Here is a 20,804-nt window from a genome sequence, read left to right on the forward strand (position 1 = left end):
TGACCTGCGCATCTTCGACGTTGCGGAGGCCGGCCTCCGGAAGAGGGCAATCCGAGAGATGCCGCACGCGCGGGCCCGCGGCCAGGATGGTCGTCGACCGTCGCCTGTCCGTCGATGGCGGACTCACGATGCGCCTGTGCGGGTCTTATCGAGGAGGACAAGGTGACCCTCGTGAAAACACCTACCCATACCGAGCTCGTCCAACGCGCCACCGACCTCGTTCCCTTGCTGCGCAAGCATTCCCGGTGGTCAGAGGAAAACCGCAGGCTGCACGACGACGTCATCGCGGGTCTCGAGGAGGCGGAGTTCTTCAAGCTGCGCAGGCCGGCTCGCCTCGGCGGGTACGAGTCGCCCGCGCGGACGCTGGTCGCCGTCTCCACCGAACTCGCCCGCGGGGACGCCGCGGTGGCTTGGAACGCCCAGGTGTGGTGGATTCCCATCTGGATGGTCGGTCTTTTCCCCGACCACGTCCAGGACGAGGTGTTCGCCACCGAGCACGTGCGGGTGTGCGGGACTCTCAGTCCGAGCGGCATGCTGACCCCGGTTGACGGCGGCTACCGGGTCAGCGGTGAGTGGAACTTCATCAGCGGGGCGCTGCACAGCCACTGGCAGGAGCTGATCGCGCTCGCGCCGACGCCGGACGGCGGCATGCAGCCGATGCTGGCGCTGGTCCCGATCCAGGACGTGCGGATCGTCGACGACTGGAAGACTTCGGGACTTCGCGGTACCGGCAGCGTCTCGACCGTGGTCGACGACGTCTTCGTGCCCGCCGATCGGGTGCTCCCCCTGTCGGCGGCCATGACGTTGCAGCACGCTTCCGCGGCCAACGCCTCGTCGCCGGTGTGGAAGGCCCCCCTGAACGCGGTGGCGGCCGCGTCGACGGTGGGTGTCCTGATCGGTCTGGCGCGTGCGGCCATCGAGGTGTTCCTGGACCGCCTGCCCGGCCGCCGCATCACTTATTCGAGCTACGAGAGCATGCGAGAGGCCCCGATCACCCACCTCCAGCTGGCGAAGGCCGTGCTGAAGACGGACCAGGCGGAGTTCCACGCCCGGCGGGTGGCCGACCTCGTCGATTCCAAGGGCGCCAGTGGCGAGCCGTGGACGATGGAGGAGCGCGCGCAGTGCCGTGTGGACGTCAGCGCGGCGTGCGAGCTCACCACCGAAGCGGTCGACGTGCTGTCGCGCGCGGGTGGCGGCTCGTCGATCTACGACGACGTCCCGGTGCAGAAGATCGCGCGCGACATCCACGCGGTGGGCCTGCACGCCCTGGTCTACCCGCCGACCGCCTACGAGCTGTACGGCCGGATCCTCAGCGGCCTCGAGCCCAACACCCTGTACGTCTGATCCGCCGGGGTGTGCCGATGTTCGGCCGGGTGTCCCCGCCTCGCGTCCGTCAGGTCGCCTGACCAGTCCCCACCTCTACACAGAAAGGCACAGCAATGACGGAGAAGGCATCGTTACTGGTCGCCCAGGCCAAGCAGTGGGCGACCAACTACGGCGACTACACGCTCGGAGAGGAGGGGACGGCGCTGACGGTGGCGCTCCGCTTCCGGGGCGCGTGGGACTCCAACGATCCCGCGGCGGTCGCCGGCGTCTTCGCCGAGGACGGCGTGATGATCATCGGCGACCTGGCGCTGGCAGGTCCCAAGGACATCGCCGCGTACCTGGAGGAGGTGTTCGCCGGCGGCTACAAGGGCAGCACGCTGGTCGAGCAGCCGGTCGAGGTGCGCATCATCGCGCCCGGTGTCGCGTTGGCGATCCTGGAGGGCGGCGTGCTGCTGCCCGGTGAGACCGAGGTCCCGCCGGAGCGGGTCATGCGCTCCACGTACGTGGCGGTGCGCCGGGACGACGAGTGGAAGCTGCTCAACCAGCAGACCAGCCCGATGAAGGGCTGATACCGGCGACTGCGACCGCGCTGTCCCCCGTGGTGGGGGCGGCGCGGTTTCGCTTTTCCGGGCGTGGTTGGGTTTCGCGGGTTGCGAGGCCGGTGCAGTTCGCCCGTCCGGCGGCGCGGTTTCCGCTTGCAGCGGGACGGTGCGGTTCGATGACCGCCCCGGGGAGCTCGGGAGTCCGGGCGGCCTCAGCGGTTCGGGAGTCCGAGGGGCCAAGGGGTTCGGGAGTCCGCGCATCCCGGCCGTTGCGCGGCACGCAAAACGCGTCGCCGACCACCTTCGGGTGGCCGGCGACGCGTCGGGCGTTCCGGGCGTGGGATCAGGCGGTCAGTTCCGCCACCGCCTTCTTCCACTTGGCCTGGTCGCGCACCTCGCGGGGACCGTTGATCTCCGCGAAGCGCACGACACCCGATGTGTCCACCAGGAACGTGCCGCGCATCGCGATGCCGGCTTCTTCGATGAGGACGCCGTACTTCCTGGCGACCTCGCCGTGTGGCCAGAAGTCCGACAGCAGGGGGAAGTCGTAACCCTGCTGCTCGGCCCACGCCTTCAACGCGAACGGTGTGTCGGTGGAAACACCGATGACCTGAACGTCGTTGTTGGCGTACTCGCCGATGTCATCCCTGACCCGGCACATCTCGTCCTGGCAGATCGTGCTGAACGCGAACGGGTAGAAGACCAGGAGCACGTTCTTCTCCCGCCACAGCGACGACGCCGTCACCACCTCGCGGTTGTGATCGCTCAGGGTGAAATCCGGCGCCGGCGAACCGACCTCGACCGCCATGGCTCACCTCTCGTCGTGCGGGTCCTCAGCCCTTGAGGGGGCTGCTCTGGTGGGAGAACAGCTTCAGGCCGCCGTCGGCCTGCTTGACGATCACCCAGGTGACGCGCACGGCGCGCTCCGGTGAGGTCGTCGATTCGCCGGCGAGCTGGATGCCGCCCTCGCTGATCACCATCGCGGCGGTGTCACTGAGGAACTTGATCTCCAGTGGGCCGCCGCGGACCCGGGCTCCCTTGAGACCGCCGCGGAAGCCCTCCGCCATGTACTGGCGGATCTCCTCACGACTGGTGAGCTGGGTGTCCTGCATCAGCAGGCTCCCGTTCTCGGTGAACGTGTCCGCGAACATGTCGGCGTCGTTGCGCTCCCATGCTTCCTGGATGCGCATCGGCACGGTCAGCACCGCCTTCTCGTCCTCGGCGGTGAAGCCCCGGTAGTAGGACGTGTCCTCGCGGATCCCCGCCTCGGCGAGGAACTGTGAGGCGTTGCCCCACCCCTTGGTCGCTGTGGGCATTTATGGCACTCCTTGGTTCGCTCCGACTACCGGCTGGTTACCAGCGCAGGGTCGCGCCGTCGCCCCGAGGGCTGTTCTGGTAGCCCGCGAGCCGCCACTCGCCGTCCTGCTTCACGCACACCCACGTCGACCGCACCGCGAGCTCGGGCGCGATCTCGGTCTCGCCGGGGGCGAGGATGCCGCCGTGGGTGCGCAGCAGCGCGACGTCGTCGGACACGAAGCGGACGTCGACCGGGTTGCCGGTGACGCCGGTGCCCTTGAAGGGACCGGAGTAGGCCGCCTGCATGAAAGCGCGGATTTCCTCGCGCCCCTTCTTCAGCACGTCGCCCGGCAGGATGAGGATGCCGTCCTCGGTGAACGTGTTCGCCACGCCCGCGGCGTCGTTCTTGGCCCACGCGCCGACGAGGCGCAGCGGAACACCGAGGACTTCCTTCTCCTTCTCGCTGGTGAACGGACCGTAGTACGAATTCAGCATCGCCTCGCGATCGACGACACTCGATGCCGTGCTGGTCATCGGTGACTCCTTGTTGCTAGGTGGACGGCGGAAGGAACAGGTCCCGAACTGGGGCGGGACCTGCCGCCCACGAGGGTGGAAAGAGCGACACGCCGCTGGGTCACGACCGTCCGTGCCAGTTCGGCAGCCGCCCTGTCAATCATCTCCGCATCCTTGTGGACTGCCATCTCCACGCTTGCGCAGACCTCAACCTTGCTTCAGCTTGCGGCGGAATGACCGCACGTCCTCGATGAACAGGTCGGGTTCCTCCATCGCGGCGAAGTTCCCGCCGCGGTCGAATTCGTTCCAGTGCACGATCGTGGCGAACTCGCGCTCGGCGAACCGGCGCACCGGGACGAACGGGGGCTCCGGGAACACCGCCACGCCGACGGGGACCGACAGCGGGAAGTACCGGCCCGCGTTGGGCCCGATGGGCAGGAAGTCGAAGCTCTCGTAGTAGAACTGCGCGGACGAGCCGCCGGTGCCGGTGAGCCAGTAGATGGTGACGATGTCGAGGATGCGGTCGCGGTCGACGGCGTCCTCGGGGGCGTTGGTGGTGTCCGCCCAGTCCATGTACTTCTCGACGATCCACGCCAGCTGCCCGACGGCGGAGTCGTGGATGTTGTAGGCAACCGTGTGGGGTCGCGTGGCCTGCAGCTTCATCGACCCGGACAGGATGTCGACGAACCGCTGGGAGCGCGCCATGCGGCGGCGGTCCTCGTCGGTCAGGCCTTCCAGGTCCGCGGGGTCGTCGCTCGGACCGGTCACGAGGGTGTTCACGTGCACGCCGAGCACGTGCTCGGAGTCCTGCAGGCCCTGGACCAAGGCGACACCGGAACCGAAGTCGGCGCCCTGCGCGATGTAGCGGTCGTAGCCCAGCTCGCTCATCAGCTGCGCCCACGCGGCGGCGACGCGCTGGGTGTTCCAGCCGGCCTCGGCGGGTCCGGAGAAGCCGAAGCCGGGCATCGAGGGGATCACGAGGTGGAAGGCGTCCGCGGGGTCGCCGCCGTGCGCGCGGGGGTCGGTGAGGGGGCCGAGGACGTCGAGGAACTCCACGACCGAGCCGGGCCAGCCGTGCGTGATGATCATCGGCACGGCGTCGGGCTCGGGTGAGCGGACGTGCAGGAAGTGGATGTTCGCCCCGTCGATGGTGGTGGTGAACATCGGCGTGGAGTTCAGGCGCTCCTCGATGCGCCGCCAGTCGTACTGGGTGCGCCAGTACTCGGCGAGGTCCTTGAGGTAGTCCACCGGGACGCCGCGGTCCCAGCCCGCCTCGGGCAGCCCGACCGGCCACCGGGTGTTGGCGATCCTGGCCTTCAGGTCGTCGAGGGCACTCTGGGGGATGTCGATCTGAAACGGCTTCATACCTGCTCCACAGCGGTTCGTTGTCGACTGGTCGATCACAGGTAGGGAGTGTTGGGTTCCAAACCGCACAGGACGCGGCCGTACAGCTCGATGTTGGTGCCGGGGTGGGTCAGCGCGTGGATGGAGATCGCGTGCACGTCGCGCTGGACGCGCGTGATCGGCACCTCGCGGAAGATCGACGAGCCGCCGCTGGCCATCGCGATGATGTCGACGGCCTGCTTGCACAGCTGGGCCACGCGGCCCAGCTGCACGCGTGAGCGCACGCGCTCCTCCTGCGTCCACTCCTCGTTGGCGCGCATCTTCGCGGTGATGAGGTCGGCGAACAGGTGCGCCCGGGTCTCGGCTTCCTCGATGAGCAGTGCCGCCTCGCCGACCTGGAGGTGGGTGACGGGGGCCTCGCGCTGGCTGGTGTAGTCGGTGTAGGTGATCGAGCGGCCGTCGAGGCGCTCGAGGAAGGTCTCGAGGACGTACTTGGCCGAGCCGATCAGCTGGCCCGCGGTGGCGGCGGTGGAGGTGACGAGCATGGGCACCTGGTAGCCGGGCTTCACCTTGTTGGTCTCGGACTTGCACTGGTCGGTGAAGAAGTCCATGGTCGCGATGACGCGCTCGGCGGGCACGAACACGTCCTCGGCGACGGTGGTGACGCTGCCCGAGCCCGGCAGGCCGTTGGTGTGCCAGTCGTCGACGATGCGGAAGTCCGACACGGGGATGAGGGCGGTGACCGGGCCGCTGCCGTCGTCGGACATGGCGGCGGTGATCTTCCAGTGGCTGTGCAGGACGGCGCTGTTGAAGCGCCAGCTGCCGTTGAACAGCCAGCCGCCGTCGACCCGGGCCGCGGTGCCGCCCAGGGCGAGGGTGCCGCACACCCGGGCGTTCGGGTTGGCGCCGAAGACCTCTTCCTGGACCGAGTCGGGCCACAGGCCGGCCATCCAGTTGAGCAGGGCCCACACCGAGACGCAGAACGCGGCGGAGTTGTCGCCCTTGGCCAGTTCGGCGTGGACGTCGACCAGGCTGCGGGCGTCGCTCTCGTAGCCGCCGTACTGGACGGGGAGCTGCATCTTCAGCAGGCCCGAGTCCTCCAGGGCGGCGATGACGTCATCGGGCAGCCGACGGTTCTCGTCGATCCACAGCGATCGCTCCCGCAGCAGTGGCACGACGTCGGCCGCCCGCTTGACGAGTTCGACCCGCGACGGCGTCTTGGTCTGCAACACCATGTCCTCCCGAGTGCCTCGGCCCGACCAGCCGGTGACGCAAGGAGCATGTGCCGCAAGGGGTCTATAATGCATCTCCCAAATTGCGGGGATCGTTGGTCACGCCACGGACACGTCGGTCCCGGAGACGGCGGTCAGCAGGGCGCGGCCGGCGGCCTCGTCACCGCCCAGGACCACCCGCCCGGCGGCGATCGCGGAGGCCGCGTCGTCCTCGCCGGCCATCAGCGCGCCCAGGGTGTTGCTGTCGGTGTCCACGGTGGCGTCCAGCGGGCCCGTCGCCTGGCCGCGGGTCACGCGCACCGCGTCACGGACCGTGACGGTGAACGTGTCCTGGCCCAGCCGGACCTCGAAGACGCCGCCGTCGGGCCCCAGCGAGGCCGGGTCGAGCCCGCCGAGCACCGACAGCATCAGCGAGTCGGCGCGCAGTTCGCCCTCGGGCCGCAGCACGGGCGACCGCGCGCCCCACATGCCCAGCGCGATGACGATGGGCTCCAGTTCGGCGCCCCACTCGGTCAGCTCGTAGACCCGCGAGCCCGCCGGCGGGGGCAGCGTCCTCTTGCGGACCACGCCAGCCGCCAGGAGGGCGTTGAGGCGGGTCGTCAGGACGTTCGGTCCCGCGCCGGTCAGGCCGGTCTGGATGTCGGTGAACCGCTTCGGACCCAGCAGCAGGTCACGGACGATCAGCAGCGCCCACCGCTCACCCAGCACGTCCAACGCGTGCGCGACACCACACCGGTCACCGTACCTGCGCCTGGTTGCCACACGGGCGAGTGTACCCCGTTCACTCCTGAGAGGGAGTGTATCTACTCCTTATTTAGGAGTAGCTGCTACTGTGTCCCCGTCCACGCCTCGCCGGCGTGCGCCAGTCGAAGAAGCCGAACCACAGGAGTGCTCATGAAGCTGCCGCCGATCGTCTCCGCGCGGGAGTGGGAAGCAGCTCGGGAGGAGCTGCTCGTCGAAGAGAAGAAGATGACCCGCGCGCTGGACGCCCTCGCCGCGCGCAGGCGTCGGATGCCGATGGTGGAGTTCGACAAGGACTACGTCTTCGAAGGCGTCGACGGGAAGAAGGACCTCGTCGGGCTGTTCGACGGGCGCCGTCAGCTCATCGTCTACCACTTCATGATGGAGCCGGGTTCGGACCACCGCTGCCCCGGCTGCTCGGCCACCGCCGACAGCACGCCCCACCTGGCGCACCTGCACGCCCGCGACACCACGTACGTGCAGACCTCGCCGGCGCCGGTGTCCCAGTTCGAGCCCTACCGGGTGCGGATGGGCTGGGACATCCCCTGGTACTCGACCATGGGCACCGACTTCGACGCGGACTGCGGCATCCACGGCGGCGCGGGCCTGAGCGTCTTCCTGCGCACCGACGACGACCGCGTGTTCCGCACCTACTTCACCGCGGCCCGGGGTATCGACAACCTCCGCAACGACCTCGTCCTGCTGGACCTGACGCCCTATGGCCGGCAGGAGACGTGGGAGGACTCCCCCGAGGGCTGGCCGCAGACGCCCGCCTACCAGTGGTGGCGGCTCCACGACCAGTACGACGCCTGACCGCAGCACCTGAGAAACGGAGTTCCACATGACGCGCACCGCGTCTTACCACAGCCGGGAGTTACGCCATGAGGTCTGATTCAGCCGCAACGCAGCGCCCGGCCCGCCCGGGCTGGACGCTGGCGCTCGTCGCGGTGTGCGCCTTCCTCACGTCGCTGGACGTGATGGTGGTGGTGACGGCCATCCCGACGATCCGGCAGGACCTGAACGCCAGCCTGGCCGATCTCGAGTGGACCATCAACGCCTACAACCTGGCGTTCGGCTGTCTGATGCTGACCGGTGCGGCGCTGGGCGACCGGTACGGCCGGATGAGGGTCTACGTGGTCGGCCTGGCGGTGTTCACCCTCGCCTCGGCGATGGCCGCCCTGGCGCCGACGGTCGGCATCCTGATCGTCGCCCGCGTCCTGCAGGGCGTGGCGGCCGGCATCGCGATCCCGGTCAGCCTGACGCTGCTGTCCGACGCCTACCCGCCGGAGAAGCGCGGTATGGCGATGGGCATCTGGGGCAGTGTCTCGGGTCTGGCCGTCGCGGCCGGTCCGGTGGTCGGCGGTCTGATCACCGAGGGCCTGTCGTGGCACTGGATCTTCTGGCTGAACGTGCCGTTCGGCATCGCCGCCACCGTGCTGTCCGCGGTGCTGCTGCGGGAGAGCTACGGCCCGCGTCCCAAGCTGGACCTCGTCGGCCTGGCGCTGGCGTCGATCGGTCTGTTCGGGCTGGTGTGGGCCGCGGTCAGGCAGCCCTCGCTGGGCTGGGGCAGCGCGGAGGTCCTGCTGTCGATCATCATCGGCCTGGTGCTGATCGTCGCGTTCGTGGTCTGGGAGAAGCGCGTCGAGCACCCGCTGCTGCCGATGGAGTACTTCCGCATCCGCGGCTTCACCATCGCCAACATCTCGGCGTTCTTCCAGCACTTCGCCCTGATCGGCGCGCTGTTCATGCTGGGGCAGATGTTCCAGGAGGGCCTGGGCAACGGTCCGATGGGCACCGGTCTGCGGCTGCTCGCGTGGACGGCCATGCCGCTGCTGGTCGCCCCGATCGCGGGTGGGTTCGCCGACAAGCTGGGCAACCGGCCGTTCATGATCATCGGCCTGCTGCTCCAGGGCGCCGGCCTCGCGTGGATCGCCGCGGTGGCGGCGCCGGGCACCGGGTACGGCTCGTTCATCGTGCCGCTGATCCTCGGCGGTGTCGGCATCGCGATGTGCCTGCCGACGACGATCAACCTGGTGTTCGCGTCCGTGCCGCAGAACGACGTCGGTGTCGCGTCCGGTGTGAACAGTTCGGTGCGCGAGATCGGCGGTGTGTTCGGCGTCGTGGTCCTCGGCGCGGCGTTCGCCACCTACGGCGGCTACGGTGACGCGTCCACGGCCATGGACGGCTTCCAGGCCGCCTTCGTGGTCGGCGCGATCGCCTCGGTGGTCGGCATGGTCGCCGCGCTGTTCGCGCCGGGCAAGAACCCGTCCGGCCAGGCGGCCCCGGCGGCGGCCGAGCCCGTCGGCGTGGAGACCGCCAAGTAAGCACGACGGCGTGCGGTGGTTCCGCCTCCCGCGGAACCACCGCATTCCCGAAGAAGCTTCCACCCCCGTCCGTGGGGAGACTGTGCTTCCGATCGCGACGGACTGCGGAGGCGCGGCATGGCGACGAGGGACTCCCTGTACATCGGAGGGGAATGGGTCCCCTCGGGCGGAGGCACGGCGGCGGTGCTCTCCCCCGCCACCGGTGAACCGGTCGGCGCCGCACCCGTGTCGACGACGTCCGATGTGGACGCCGCCGTCGCCGCGGCGCGCCGCGCGCTGCGCTCGCCGGAGTGGGGTGGGCTCACCCCCGAGGAGCGGTCCGAGTCGCTCCTGCGCTTCGCCGACGAGCTGGAGAAGAACGCCCACGACCGCGCCGCGCTGACCAGCGCGCAGAACGGTCTCCCGATCACCGTGGCCACGATGGCCGAGGGTTTCGCGCCGATCAGCATCGTGCGCTACCACGCGGGCCTGGCGGCGAGCACGCCCGTGGAGGACCGCCGGCCGCGCGTCGACGGCGAGGGCGAGACCGTGGTGCGGCGCGAGCCGATCGGCGTGGTGGCCGTCGTCGTCCCGTGGAACTTCCCCCAGCCGCTCGCCATGTTCAAGGTCGCCGCCGCGTTGGCGGCGGGCTGCGCCGTGGTCCTCAAGCCCGCCGAGCAGACACCGCTGGGCGCCTTGGAACTGGCCGCCGCGGCGGATCGCGCCGGTCTGGGCGGCGCGCTGAACGTGGTCACCGGCGGGGCCGACATCGGCCGCCACCTGGTCGCCCACCCCGGGGTGGACCGCGTGGCGTTCACCGGTTCGACGCCCGTCGGCCGCGAGGTGGGCGAGGTGTGCGGGCGGTTGCTGCGCCGGGTGTCCCTGGCGCTGAGCAGCCGTTCGGCGGCCCTCGTCCTGGACGACGCCGACATCACGGCGGTCGGCCGGTCGCTGGGCGGCTCGATCTTCATGACCAACGGCTACACCTGCTACGCGGGCACGCGCGTGCTGGTCCCGGCGCGCCACCACGACGAGCTGGTGGAGGTCCTGGCGGGGGTGGCGTCGTCGTTGACGATCGGTGACCCGCTGGACCAGGCGACCCAGATGGGCCCCATGGTGTCGCAGGCGCACCGCGCCCGCGTGGAGTCCTTCGTGTCGGCGGGCAGGGCGTCCGGCGCGACCCTGGCGGCCGGCGGTTCGCGCCCCGACACCGACCGCGGCTGGTACGTCAGCCCGACGGTGTTCGGCGACGTGGAGGGCTCGTCGCCGATCGCGCGGGACGAGATCCTGGGCCCGGTCCTGACCGTGACCCCGTACCGCTCGCTCGAGGAGGCGGTGGCGATCGCGGAGGATTCGGACTACGGGCTGAGCGGCACCGTCTGGACCTCCGATGTGGACCGCGGCCTGGAGGTGGCGCGGACCGTCCGAACGGGAGCGATGGGCGTCAACTTCGTCGACCTGGACCTGGGCGCGCCGTACGGCGGGTTGTCGGCCAGCGGCCTCGGTTACGACCTGGGCCCGGAGGGTTTCGCGTCGTACTCGACCCTGAAGTCCATCTACCTCCCCCGCCGCTGAGCCCGTCCACTCGGGACGGTCCCGCCACGCGGCGGGACCGTCCGATCAGGCGTTTGAGGAACATCGGAACGAAAACCACCGCTAAGCACTGATCGTGCTGGTCAGACGGCTGCTCCTTGTGGCCGGGGAGCCTGTTGGCCGGCCGGCCGGCTGACCAACGTTCAAGCACGGCACCTGCCGCTTCAGTTGGTGGTGTTCGCGACGCCGTATCTGGCTTCCATCATCAGTACGGCCTCGTCCACGACGTGTGCCGTCGATGCGTTGTCGGGCGACCAGTTCATGAGCAGCATCCGGGGCCAGAAGACGTAGTTGGAGATCATCCCGAGGAACTGGGTCGCGGCCAGTTCCGGGTCGTCCAGCTTCGCCGTTCCCAGGGCGTTCTCGGTGTCGAGATAGCGGCGCACCGAGTCGAAGTAGGGCATCTTGCCGTGCTCGAAGTGGGCCTCGCCCAACTCGGGGAAGCGCGGCAGTTCGGCGATGACGATGCGGAACAGGGCGGCCATGCCGGGCCGGGTGAGGAGGGCGACGTACCGGCGGCCGATGGCCGTCAGGCCCGCCCGCAGGTCGCCCGTCGGTGGGCGGAGGTCGCCTTCGTCCTCGAGCTTCCAGGACTCCGTCACGATCGCGTCGAACAGCGCCGCCTTGGTCGGGAACTGCTTGAACAGGGTCGCCTTCGACACCCCGGCCGCCTCGGCGACCTTGGCCAGTGACGTGCCGGCGTACCCGGCATCGAGGAACAGTCGGGTGGCGGCGTCGATGATGGCTGCCCGCTTCTGCTCGGCGACGCGCCGGTGATAGGTCGAGGGCTCCGTCGTCATGGACCTCATCCTACGCGAGGCGAGTCACTTGACTCACCATCTGTCGCGACCATAGCCTGATGGCGAGGCGAGTCACTCGACTCACCATGTCCAGCAGAGAGGACCGCGTCATGGGACGCTTCGACAAGCAGACCGTTCTCGTCACCGGCGGCACCGGAGGGCAGGGCGCCGGCCACGTCCGGGCCTATCACCAGGAGGGAGCGAACGTCGTCATCGCCGCGCTCTCCGACGGGCCGGGCAAAGAACTCGCCGCCGAACTCGGCTCGCGGGCACTGTTCGTCCGCCTGGACGTCACCGACGAGGACGCCTGGGTCGCGGCGGTCACCGAGACCGAACGCCATTTCGGGCCGATCGCGGTGCTGGTCAACAACGCCGGCGTCCAGAACCCCGCGGCACCGATCGAGGCCGTCGAGCGGCTGGTCTGGGACCGCATCCTCGACGTCAACCTCACCGGCACGTTCCTCGGCATCAAGGCCGTGACCCCGTCACTGCGCCGCAACGGCGGCGGAGTGATCGTCAACATCGCCTCCACGATGGCCCACGTCGGCACCCCGCTCTACGCGCCCTACGTCGCCAGCAAATGGGCGCTGCGCGGGCTCACCAGGACCGCCGCGCTCGAACTGGGCCGGGACGGCATCCGGGTCAACTCCATCCACCCCGGCGTCATCTCCACCCCGTTGATCAACGAGCCGATCGCGGGCCGGCCGCCCATCGCCGACTTCTACTCGCCCGAGCCGTACGCCATCCCGCGGCTGGGAACCCCGGCCGACATCACCGCCCTGCTCCTCTACGTCACCTCGGCCGACGCCTCGTTCGTCACGGGCTCGGAGTTCGTCGCGGACGGCGGACTCCTGCTCGGCCCCGCCCTGCAACCCGACACGACGGCGGCATGACTGCGATCAGGCCGTGTCGGGGAAGTCGCCCAGCAGTCCTTCCGGGACCTCCAGCAGCCGGTCCAGGGCGTCGGTGTGCCGGAGCAGGCGGCGGCAGATCTCGTTGGCGCGTTCGGGCAGCCCGAGCACCTGCTCGGCCGTGAGCAGCCCTCGGGCGAGGTACCAGCCGGCGTGCTCGCCCACCTGCTCGACGCAGTGCAGCTCGTACAGGTCGGCGAGCAGCGGCCGGGACTCCTCGGGGAGCGTCGGGGCGTGCCACTCGGCGTGCAGGATCTCGGCGGCGCCGCGTGCCGCGTGGGTCTCGGCGTAGCGCTGGGCCAGTTCGGTCCGGTCGTTCCAGACGTCGAAGGGGACGGTGCCGTCCACGCGGTCCGCGCGCAGACCGGCGGTGAGCTCGGCGTGCAGCAGCCGTTCCCGGCCGCGCAGCAGCCTGCCCCAGTCGTCCGGCGCGGCCTGCTCCTGCGGCGGGAGGTGGTCCGGGTCGGTGGCCATCGCCCAGGCGGCGTCCATCAGGATCAGCCGGTTGTCGCCGCCGGCGGACTGGAAGGCCATCGTCAGCCCCTGGTAGCCGATCAGCCGGTTCTCCGAGAAGAAGCCGACCGCGCCGCTCGCCGACCGGCACCGGTTCACCGCCGCGTCGGCGAGCACGCTGACCGTGACCTTGTTCAACCCCAGCTCGCGCTGCTCGGCGGCGGACAGGCCGGCGCCCGCACCGGCTCCCGGGATCGTCCAGCACCGCTCGGTGTCGCGGCGGGCGATGGCGGTCGCCGCGAGGGCGGCGGCCAGGGCGCCGAACAGCAGGCGTTGCTGGTTGAGGTGGTCGATGGCGGCGACGTTGCCGGCCAGCCGGTCGAGGGTGCGGCGGCGACGGGCGCGGGTCAGCGCGAGCGAGGAGCTCGCGCGGGCCACCGCCGCCAGCCCGGCGGTGATGGCGCCCCAGCCGAACCGGCCCATGCTCATGCTGCGGCGGCTGCGGGCCTCGGGCCCGCCCAGCGGGTCGTGGAACGAGCCGTCCTCGGCGATGGCCGCGCCGTCGGCGAGCCACCGCCGGTACGGCACCCGGACCCGGTCGAACCGGACGGTCGCGTAGTCCAGGGGCAGCAGCGCGGTCGGTGGCCGCGGCTCGATCGTGACGCCGGGGCACGGGCCGTCCTCGTCGCGCAGGGCGACGAGGAACAGCGCGGTCCCCCGGTCCGTGCCGTCGACCAGGAGCCTCGCGCTGACCACGGCGAGCCGGGCGATGCCGGCCGCGCCGGCGGTGGCCGGGTACTTCGCCGCCTCCGCGACCGGGGTGGACAGGACGAACTCGCGGGTGGCCGGGTCGTAGACCGCCTGGGTGTGGGTGCGGGAGTTGCTGTTGCCGTGGCCGAGCTCGGCCAGCAGCGCGCCGCCGATCCACCGGCCCGAGGCGAGCGCGGCCACGTCCGCCTGGTCCGCGCCCTGGTCCAGGGCGGCGCCCATGGCCATGCAGTGGTGCAGGAACATCGCGAAGAACAGGCTCGGGTCGGCCATCGCGGACAGTTCCAGCAGGGTGCGCAGCCGGGCGTGGTCGGCCAGCAGCGGCGTGTCGTCTCCCCGCTCGGCGTGCAGGCGACGCAGCCGCAGGTACGGCGAGGCCAGGTCCCCGGCGGGCGGCGACGGGGTCGGCGACGGGTCGGCGACCAGCGCGGCGAGGTCGCGGTCGGAGCGTTCGGGGACGCCGGTCACAGCAGCTTGTCCAGGGTGATCGGGAGGTCGCGGACGCGCTTGCCGGTGGCGTGGCGCACGGCGTTCGCCACCGCGGCGGCGGCGCCGGTGATGCCCACCTCGCCCGCGCCGCGGATGCCGAAGGGCATGGTCGGGTCCGGTTCGTCCAGGAAGGACACGTCGATCGGCGGGACGTCGGCGTGCACGGGGACGTGGTACTCGGCCAGGCTGGGGTTCATGATCCGCCCGGTGCGCGGGTCGACGAGCGCCTGCTCGGACAGGGCCATGCCCAGCCCCATCACGATCCCGCCGCGCAGCTGGCTGCCCGCCGTCTTCGGGTTGACCACGGTGCCGATGTCGAACACGCCGACCCACCGCGACACCCGCACCTCGCAGGTCTCCGGGTCGACCCGCACCTCGCAGAAGTGCGCGCCCGTGGCCGCCCTCACCAGGTGCTGGTCGCGCATCATCATCGCCATGAACCGCTCGGAGCCGGTCATGCGGCCGGCCGGGGTCTCCGGTCCGACGGCGGCCTCGACGTGCGGCACGCCGGCGTTGCGGATGATCTCGGCGGGGCTGTCGCCGCCGGTCCGCTCGGCCAGGGCGCTCAGCGACCGCTTGATCTCCGCGGTCGCCTCCAGCACCGCGCCGGCGATGCTCGCGGTCTGGATGGACACGTTCGCGCCCGGCGACGGCGGCAGCGCCGAGTCGCCGTACTCCACCCGGACGGCGTCGACCGGCACGCCGAGCGCGTCGGCCGCGACCTGGGCCTGCGCGGTCGCCGCGCCCATGCCCATCTCCTGGAAGCCGCAGCGCAGCAGCACGGTCCCGTCGGCCGACAGCCGCACCGTCACGTCCGCCGGGAACTGGTACGACGGGTGGTAGGCGGACGCCACGCCCGTGCCGACCAGCCACCGCCCGTCCCGCGTCGTGCCCGGCCGCGGGCTCCGCTCGTGCCAGCCGAACCGGGCCGCGCCCCGCGCGTAGACCTCGCGTTGCCGCCGGCGGGCGAACTCCCTGCCGTCCAGCGGGTTCACGTCCGGTTCGTTGCGCATCCGCAGCTCGACCGGGTCCACGTCCAGCTCGTAGGCGAGTTCGTCGATCGCGGACTCCAGCGCGAACGAGCCGATCGCCGCGCCCGGCGCCCGCATGAAGGCGTTCGACACCAGGTCCAGCTGCACCAGGAGCTGGCGGGTGAGGAGGTTGTCGGCGGCGTAGGCGTGCCGGGACTGCTCGGTGATCTGCTCGGGGATGCCGCCGACGTGGCCGATGCGGCTGGTGCTCGTGTGCACCAGCGAGGTCAGCCTGCCGTCCCGGGTCGCGCCGAGGGCGACCCGCTGGATCGACGGAGTCCGGCCGCCCACGGTGCGGTACACCCCTTCGCGGGTGAGCGCCAGCCGGACCGGCCGGCCGGTCGCGCGCGCCGCCAGCGCGGCGAGGACGGTGCCGGGCCAGATCGAGCCCTTGCCGCCGAACGCGCCGCCGACGAAGGGCGCGAGCACCCGCACGTTCTCGGTGGGGACGCCGAAGCTGACCGCGAGGTGGGTGCGGAACCAGTCGATCGACTGCGTGGAGTCGTGCACGGTCAGCCGGTCGCCGTCCCACACCGCGGTCGTGGCGTGGGGTTCGATGGCGTTGTGCTGCTGCTGCGGGGTGGTGAACCGCAGGTCCACCGCGACCGGCGCGACCGCCAGCGCCGCCTCCGCGTCGCCCTTGCCCGCCTCGCCCTGCGTCAGCGGGCTGTCGGGTTGCGGCCACGCGCCCGGCTCCGCCGCCGCGAAGTCCACGGCGGCGTCGGAGGTCTCGTACTCGACGCGGACGAGGGCGGCGGCCTCCTGCGCGGCGGCCAGGGTCTCCGCGACGACGACCGCGATCGGCTCCCCGTCCCAGTGCACCTCGTCGGTTCCCAGGTAGCGGACGAAGGTGCCGGTGAACAGCGTGTTGAAGTCGAGGGGGTTGATCTCGGGCGGCGGTTGCAGCGGCGGCGCGTTCCGGTGGGTGAGCACGGCCACCACGCCGGGCACCGCGGTCGCCGCGGCGGTGTCCAGGGCGGTGATCCGGCCCCGGGCGATCGTCGCGTGCACGAGCGCGGCGTGCGTGAGGCCGGGGTGGGAGTGCTCGGCGGCGAACCGGGCGGCGCCCGTCGTCTTGGCGTCGCCGTCGACGCGGTCGAGCGGTTGTCCGATGACGGTCATGCCGCGCTCCCGCCGGTGAGCAGTCGCCGCAGCGTCGTCACGACGGTGCGCCGCGCGAGTTCGACCTTGAAGGCGTTCTGGGCGGTGGCGGTGGCCGAACGCAGCTCCACGTCGGCCGCCAGTCGGAACGACTCGTCGGTGGCGGGGCGGCCGAGCAGCGTGCGCTCGGCCTCGGTGGCACGCCAGGGTTTCGTGCCCACGCCGCCGAGCGCGAGCCGGACCTCGGTGACCACGCCGTCCTCCACCCGCAACGCCGCGGCGACCGAGACGAGGGCGAACGCGAAGGCCGCCCGGTCGCGCACCTTGCGGTAGCGCGAGTTCGCCGCGACGGGCGCGGGCGGCAGCTCGACGGCCGTGATCAGCTCGTCCGCGGCGAGCGCCGTCTCGACGTGCGGCGCGTCGCCGGGCACGCGGTGGAACTCGGCGATCGGGATGCGCCGCGTGCCGCGCGTGCTCTGCACCTCGACGGTCGCGTCGAGCAGCACCAGCGCGACGGCCATGTCCGAGGGGTGGGTCGCGATGCAGTGCTCGCTCACGCCGAGCACGGCGCTGCCCCGGGAGAACCCGCCGATTGCGTCGCAGCCGCTGCCGGGGGCGCGCTTGTTGCACCGCGCGGCCTCGTCGTAGAAGTACAGGCACCGGGTGCGTTGCAGCAGGTTGCCGCCGACCGTGGCCATGTTCCGCAGCTGCGGGGACGCCCCGTTGAGGATGGCCTGCGCCAGCACGGGATAGCGGGTCCACACCAGCGGGTCGGCGGCGACGCCGCTGTTGGTCGTGAGCGCGCCGATGCGCAGTCCGCCGTCGGGCAGTTCCTCGACGCCGGACATCGGCAGCCGGCTGATGTCCACCACGGTGTCGGGCTGCTCGATCCGCTCGCGCATGAGGTCGACCAGGTTCGTGCCGCCGGCGAGGAACTTCACGCGGTCCCCGTCCGCGACCGCCCGCAACGCGGTGGCCGTGTCCGGCGCGGCGACGTAGGCGAACGACTTCATTCCGCGACCTCGCGGATCGCCGCGACGATGCCGTTGTAGGCGCCGCACCGGCACAGGTTGCCGCTCATCCGCTCCCGGACCTCCTCGTCGGACAGCTCCGCGCCGGGCAGCTCGTCGGTGACCGCGCTGGGCATGCCGTTCTTGTGCTCGTCGAGCATCCCGATCGCCGAGCAGATCTGGCCGGGCGTGCAGTAGCCGCACTGGAGCCCGTCGGCCCGCACGAACGCCCGCTGCAACGGGTGGTCGACGCCTTCGATGGTGGTGATCTCCCGGCCCGCGTACTGCACCGCGAGCGCGAGGCACGAGTTGATCCGCTCGCCGTCGGACAGCACCGTGCACGCGCCGCACGCGCCCTGGTCGCAGCCCTTCTTCGTGCCGGTCAGCCCGAGGTGGTCGCGCAGCGCGTCGAGCAGGCTCACGTGTGGCTGGATGTCCAGCCGGTGCTCGGATCCGTTGATCCGCAGCGCGATCTCGACCATTTCTTCCCCTCCGGGCCGCTCGTCGCCCGAAGCTAGTTCGCGGCGCCGGAGGGGGTCTACTCGCAGCTTGCGCAATCCGGGAGTAGCCCCCGGGCGACCAGAGCGCCGCCGCCGGCCGCCGAACACGGCGTTCCGCAGCCGATCGGACCGGGTAACCGGCGGATCACCTCGTGGGAAAGGATGACCCGCATGATCGTTCCCCTGGACCTCGCCGACGACGAGACGGCGAAGGCGGTGCACCGGATCGCGACGCTGTCGTACGCGGTCGAGGCTGAGTTGATCGGCAGCACGGCGATACCCGGGCTGCACGACTCGGTGGAGGACATCCGGAGACTGCCGCTGCGGTGGCTGGGCGGGTACGTCGACAACGACCTGGTGGCGTTCGTCGGCTACGCGAAGGTCGACGGCGTGCTGGACATCGACCGCCTGTGCGTGGCGCCGAGCCACTTCCGGCTCGGGTTCGCCAGGCGGCTGGTGGAGCAGGTGCTGGCCGAGGGCGGGCCGGCGATCGTGTCGACGGGTGCGGCGAACGCGCCCGCCATCGCGTTGTACGAGGGGCTGGGGTTCCGGTTGGTCGACACGGTGGTGGTCGAGGGCGGGTTGCGGATCGCCCAGTTCGGGCATCCGGGGTCGATCTAGGACGGATCCTGTCCTACTGGGGTCCTAGGGTCGGTGGTGTGACCGAGATCGAAGAGTTCCGCATCGCCGTCCCGCAGGCCGACCTGGACGACCTCGCCGACCGCATCGCCCGCGCCCGCTGGGTGCGGCCGCTGCCCGGCGAGGGGTGGGAGCGCGGCGTGCCGGTGGACTACCTGCGGGACCTGGCCGAGTACTGGCGCACGGGGTTCGACTGGCGCGCGCACGAGGCGCGGCTGAACGCCTTCCCGCAGTTCACCACCGAGGTCGACGGGCTGGACGTGCACTTCCTGCACGTCCGCAGCGACAACCCCGACGCGTTGCCGCTGCTGCTGGTGCACGGGTGGCCGAACACGTTCGTCGAGTTCGTGGACGCGTTGGCGCACTTGCGGGACTTCCACGTGGTGGTGCCGAGCATCCCGGGCTTCGGGTTCTCCGGGAAGCCGACCGGTCCGTTCGACGTCGCCCGCGCGGGCCGGATGTTCGCCGGGCTGATGGCGCGGCTGGGGTACGGGCGGTACGGGGTGCAGGGAGGTGACCTCGGCGCCTACCTCGCGCCCGAGGTGGCGAAGGCCGCGCCGGAGCACGTGGTCGGCGTGTTCGTCAACGGCGGTCTGGGGTTCCCGACCGAGGCGGACCTGCCGACGTTGACCGAGGACGAGCGCGAGTTCTACTGGCAGGTGCAGGGTTGGGCCGGCGCCGGGGTGGACCACCACGCGTTGCTGCGCGCCGCGCCGCAGACCTTCGCGCTGGGCTGGCACGACTCGCCGGTGGCGCTGCTGGCGTGGTTGATGCAGAAGTTCCGGGAGTTCACCATCACGGTCGACTCGCCGGAGCAGGCGATCGACCGCGACCTGCTGCTGGTCAACGCCACGCTGTACTGGCTGACCGGCACGGCGGGGTCGTCGTCGTGGTTCATGTACGACAACGAGCGGTTCGGGTGGCCGGAAGGGCAGAAGCTGGTGCCGACGGGCGTCTACAGCGGTCCGCCCGCGATCCGGCGGCTGGCCGAGCGGCACAACGACATCGTGCACTGGCCGCAGGCCAAGCCGGGCGGGCACTTCGTGGCGCTGGAGGTGCCCGGGGCGTTCGCGGCCGAGGTGCGCGCGTTCTTCGGGAAGGTGCGGTGAACCGCGTGCTCGGCCGGCGGTTGCGCCGGCACTCGCTGCTGGCGCGGTCGGCCGACCCGGTTGAGGTGGTGCGGGCGATGTGCGGCGCGCACGCCCAGGTGATGTCGGCGGCGGAGTTGTCGATCGGGCTCCGCACGACCCTGACCCGGCAGCAGGTGCGGGACGCGGTGTGGGTGGACCGGACGTTGGTGAAGACGCGCGGGCCGCGCGGCACGGTGCACCTGCTGCCCGCCGCGGACCTGCCGATGTGGACGGGCGCGCTGGCGGAGCTGCCGCAACGGCTGAAGCTGCTGACCGAGGAGCAGACGGCCGAGGTGGTGGCGGCGATCGCGGACGCGTTGCGCGACGACGAGCTGACCGGTGACGAGCTGACGGAGGAGGTGGTCGCGCGCACCGGCGCGTGGGCGGGCGACCGGGTGATGGAGGCGTTCGGCGGGACGCCGTGGCCGCGGTGGGTGGAGGCGATGGGCGTGGCGTCGAACCTCGGCGCGATGTGCTTCGCGCCGAACAAGGGCCGCAAGGCCGCCTACACGAGCCCGCAGCGGTGGCTGCCGGGTTTCGCGCCGGCCGCGAACGGCGCGGTCGAGCTGCTGCACTCCTACCTGCGGTCGTACGGGCCGGCCACGCCGGCGCACTTCGCGAAGTGGCTGGCCGCGCCCAAGCGGTGGGCGGACGAGCTGTTCGAGCGGGCCGACCTGGAGCAGGCGGACGGCGGGTGGGTGGTGCGCGGCGACACGTCGTGGCCGGACGAGCCGCCGGCCGGGGTGCGGCTGCTCCCCTACTTCGACGCCTACGTGGTGGGCAGCCACCCGCGTGAGGTGGTGTTCCCGGGTCGGGCGTCCGAGCGGGCGCTGTCGGGCGGGCAGGCGGGGAACTTCCCGGTGCTGCTGGTGGACGGCGTGGTGGCCGGGGTGTGGCACCAGAAGCGGTCGGGTCGGCGGATCGCGGTCACGGTCGAGCCGTTCGCGCCGCTGTCGCCCGCGCACTCGGCCGAGCTGGACCGCGAGGTGGCGTGGGTCGGCGAGTTCCTGGAGGGGCGGCCGGAGCTGACCGTCGGCACGGTGTCGGTCGGCGGGCACGCCTGACCGGACGCCGGGCGGGCC

At 71.4% G+C, this 20,804-nt stretch carries 20 protein-coding genes; 9 read left to right on the forward strand and 11 right to left on the reverse strand.

Annotated elements, in window-relative coordinates; all coding sequences use genetic code 11:
- Positions 1 to 114 precede the first annotated feature (114 nt).
- On the forward strand, positions 115 to 1,344 hold the full coding sequence (locus ACZ7GX_RS20545) for an acyl-CoA dehydrogenase family protein (RefSeq protein WP_498778647.1): 1,230 nt from the start codon (positions 115 to 117) through the stop codon (positions 1,342 to 1,344).
- Between the two features lie 95 nt (positions 1,345 to 1,439).
- Positions 1,440 to 1,895, forward strand: a complete 456-nt coding sequence (locus tag ACZ7GX_RS20550; protein ID WP_498778648.1) for an SgcJ/EcaC family oxidoreductase — start codon at positions 1,440 to 1,442, stop codon at positions 1,893 to 1,895.
- Between the two features lie 316 nt (positions 1,896 to 2,211).
- On the opposite strand, the gene ACZ7GX_RS20555 is transcribed toward ACZ7GX_RS20550, so the two are convergent.
- The 6 genes from ACZ7GX_RS20555 to ACZ7GX_RS20580 all read right to left on the reverse strand — a co-directional run bounded on the left by ACZ7GX_RS20555 (position 2,212) and on the right by ACZ7GX_RS20580 (position 7,015).
- Positions 2,212 to 2,676, reverse strand: a complete 465-nt coding sequence (locus ACZ7GX_RS20555) for a peroxiredoxin (protein ID WP_230567897.1) — start codon at positions 2,674 to 2,676, stop codon at positions 2,212 to 2,214.
- 25 nt (positions 2,677 to 2,701) lie between these two features.
- Positions 2,702 to 3,184, reverse strand: a complete 483-nt coding sequence (locus tag ACZ7GX_RS20560; protein ID WP_498778649.1) for an SgcJ/EcaC family oxidoreductase — start codon at positions 3,182 to 3,184, stop codon at positions 2,702 to 2,704.
- Positions 3,185 to 3,221: 37 nt separating this feature from the next.
- Positions 3,222 to 3,698 carry an SgcJ/EcaC family oxidoreductase gene (locus ACZ7GX_RS20565; protein ID WP_498778650.1) on the reverse strand — a complete coding sequence of 159 codons (477 nt, stop codon included), beginning with the start codon at positions 3,696 to 3,698 and terminating at the stop codon, positions 3,222 to 3,224.
- A 186-nt stretch (positions 3,699 to 3,884) separates the two neighbouring features.
- Positions 3,885 to 5,042, reverse strand: coding sequence for an epoxide hydrolase family protein (locus ACZ7GX_RS20570; RefSeq protein ID WP_498778651.1), 1,158 nt, complete (start codon positions 5,040 to 5,042; stop codon positions 3,885 to 3,887).
- A 35-nt stretch (positions 5,043 to 5,077) separates the two neighbouring features.
- Complete coding sequence (locus ACZ7GX_RS20575) at positions 5,078 to 6,256, reverse strand: acyl-CoA dehydrogenase family protein (protein ID WP_498778652.1); 1,179 nt, start codon at positions 6,254 to 6,256, stop codon at positions 5,078 to 5,080.
- 96 nt (positions 6,257 to 6,352) lie between these two features.
- Complete coding sequence (locus ACZ7GX_RS20580) at positions 6,353 to 7,015, reverse strand: winged helix-turn-helix transcriptional regulator (protein WP_498778653.1); 663 nt, start codon at positions 7,013 to 7,015, stop codon at positions 6,353 to 6,355.
- Between the two features lie 132 nt (positions 7,016 to 7,147).
- Here ACZ7GX_RS20580 and ACZ7GX_RS20585 point away from each other — a divergent pair, with 132 nt between their 5' ends.
- From ACZ7GX_RS20585 to ACZ7GX_RS20595, 3 genes are all read left to right on the forward strand, one after another.
- Positions 7,148 to 7,807 (forward strand): DUF899 domain-containing protein, encoded by a 660-nt coding sequence (locus ACZ7GX_RS20585; protein ID WP_498778654.1) that lies wholly within the window; start codon positions 7,148 to 7,150, stop codon positions 7,805 to 7,807.
- Between the two features lie 68 nt (positions 7,808 to 7,875).
- The gene (locus ACZ7GX_RS20590) at positions 7,876 to 9,318 is read left to right on the forward strand and encodes a DHA2 family efflux MFS transporter permease subunit (protein WP_498778655.1); all 1,443 of its coding nucleotides are present in this window, start codon (positions 7,876 to 7,878) and stop codon (positions 9,316 to 9,318) included.
- Positions 9,319 to 9,435: 117 nt separating this feature from the next.
- The gene (locus ACZ7GX_RS20595; protein ID WP_498778656.1) at positions 9,436 to 10,872 is read left to right on the forward strand and encodes an aldehyde dehydrogenase family protein; all 1,437 of its coding nucleotides are present in this window, start codon (positions 9,436 to 9,438) and stop codon (positions 10,870 to 10,872) included.
- Positions 10,873 to 11,054: 182 nt separating this feature from the next.
- On the opposite strand, the gene ACZ7GX_RS20600 is transcribed toward ACZ7GX_RS20595, so the two are convergent.
- Positions 11,055 to 11,690, reverse strand: coding sequence for a TetR/AcrR family transcriptional regulator (locus ACZ7GX_RS20600; protein WP_498778657.1), 636 nt, complete (start codon positions 11,688 to 11,690; stop codon positions 11,055 to 11,057).
- Between the two features lie 110 nt (positions 11,691 to 11,800).
- Between ACZ7GX_RS20600 and ACZ7GX_RS20605 the strand changes: the two genes are divergently transcribed.
- Positions 11,801 to 12,583, forward strand: a complete 783-nt coding sequence (locus ACZ7GX_RS20605; protein WP_498778658.1) for an SDR family NAD(P)-dependent oxidoreductase — start codon at positions 11,801 to 11,803, stop codon at positions 12,581 to 12,583.
- A gap of 6 nt (positions 12,584 to 12,589) precedes the next feature.
- Here the strand turns inward: ACZ7GX_RS20605 and ACZ7GX_RS20610 are convergent, their stop codons facing one another.
- The 4 genes from ACZ7GX_RS20610 to ACZ7GX_RS20625 are packed head-to-tail and all read right to left on the reverse strand — an operon-like array spanning position 12,590 to position 17,935.
- Positions 12,590 to 14,290, reverse strand: coding sequence for an acyl-CoA dehydrogenase (locus ACZ7GX_RS20610; protein ID WP_498778659.1), 1,701 nt, complete (start codon positions 14,288 to 14,290; stop codon positions 12,590 to 12,592).
- Entirely contained in the window at positions 14,287 to 16,464 is a 2,178-nt protein-coding gene (locus ACZ7GX_RS20615; RefSeq protein WP_498778660.1) for a xanthine dehydrogenase family protein molybdopterin-binding subunit, read from the reverse strand. The genes ACZ7GX_RS20610 and ACZ7GX_RS20615 overlap by 4 nt, the downstream gene beginning before the upstream one ends.
- Complete coding sequence (locus ACZ7GX_RS20620) at positions 16,461 to 17,456, reverse strand: FAD binding domain-containing protein (protein WP_498778661.1); 996 nt, start codon at positions 17,454 to 17,456, stop codon at positions 16,461 to 16,463. Before ACZ7GX_RS20620 ends, ACZ7GX_RS20615 begins: the two co-directional genes overlap by 4 nt.
- Entirely contained in the window at positions 17,453 to 17,935 is a 483-nt protein-coding gene (locus ACZ7GX_RS20625) for a (2Fe-2S)-binding protein (protein WP_498778662.1), read from the reverse strand. Before ACZ7GX_RS20625 ends, ACZ7GX_RS20620 begins: the two co-directional genes overlap by 4 nt.
- Positions 17,936 to 18,124: 189 nt before the next feature.
- Between ACZ7GX_RS20625 and ACZ7GX_RS20630 the strand changes: the two genes are divergently transcribed.
- From ACZ7GX_RS20630 to ACZ7GX_RS20640, 3 genes are read left to right on the forward strand one after another with little or no spacing between them, the layout of a single operon-like run.
- The gene (locus tag ACZ7GX_RS20630) at positions 18,125 to 18,574 is read left to right on the forward strand and encodes a GNAT family N-acetyltransferase (protein ID WP_498778663.1); all 450 of its coding nucleotides are present in this window, start codon (positions 18,125 to 18,127) and stop codon (positions 18,572 to 18,574) included.
- A gap of 38 nt (positions 18,575 to 18,612) precedes the next feature.
- Positions 18,613 to 19,701: an epoxide hydrolase family protein gene (locus tag ACZ7GX_RS20635; protein ID WP_498778664.1), complete on the forward strand. Its 1,089-nt coding sequence runs from the start codon at positions 18,613 to 18,615 to the stop codon at positions 19,699 to 19,701.
- The gene (locus ACZ7GX_RS20640; RefSeq protein WP_498778665.1) at positions 19,698 to 20,786 is read left to right on the forward strand and encodes a winged helix DNA-binding domain-containing protein; all 1,089 of its coding nucleotides are present in this window, start codon (positions 19,698 to 19,700) and stop codon (positions 20,784 to 20,786) included. The genes ACZ7GX_RS20635 and ACZ7GX_RS20640 overlap by 4 nt, the downstream gene beginning before the upstream one ends.
- Positions 20,787 to 20,804 lie beyond the last annotated feature (18 nt).

It is taken from the genome of Actinosynnema sp. NPDC037264 (genome assembly GCF_055603705.1).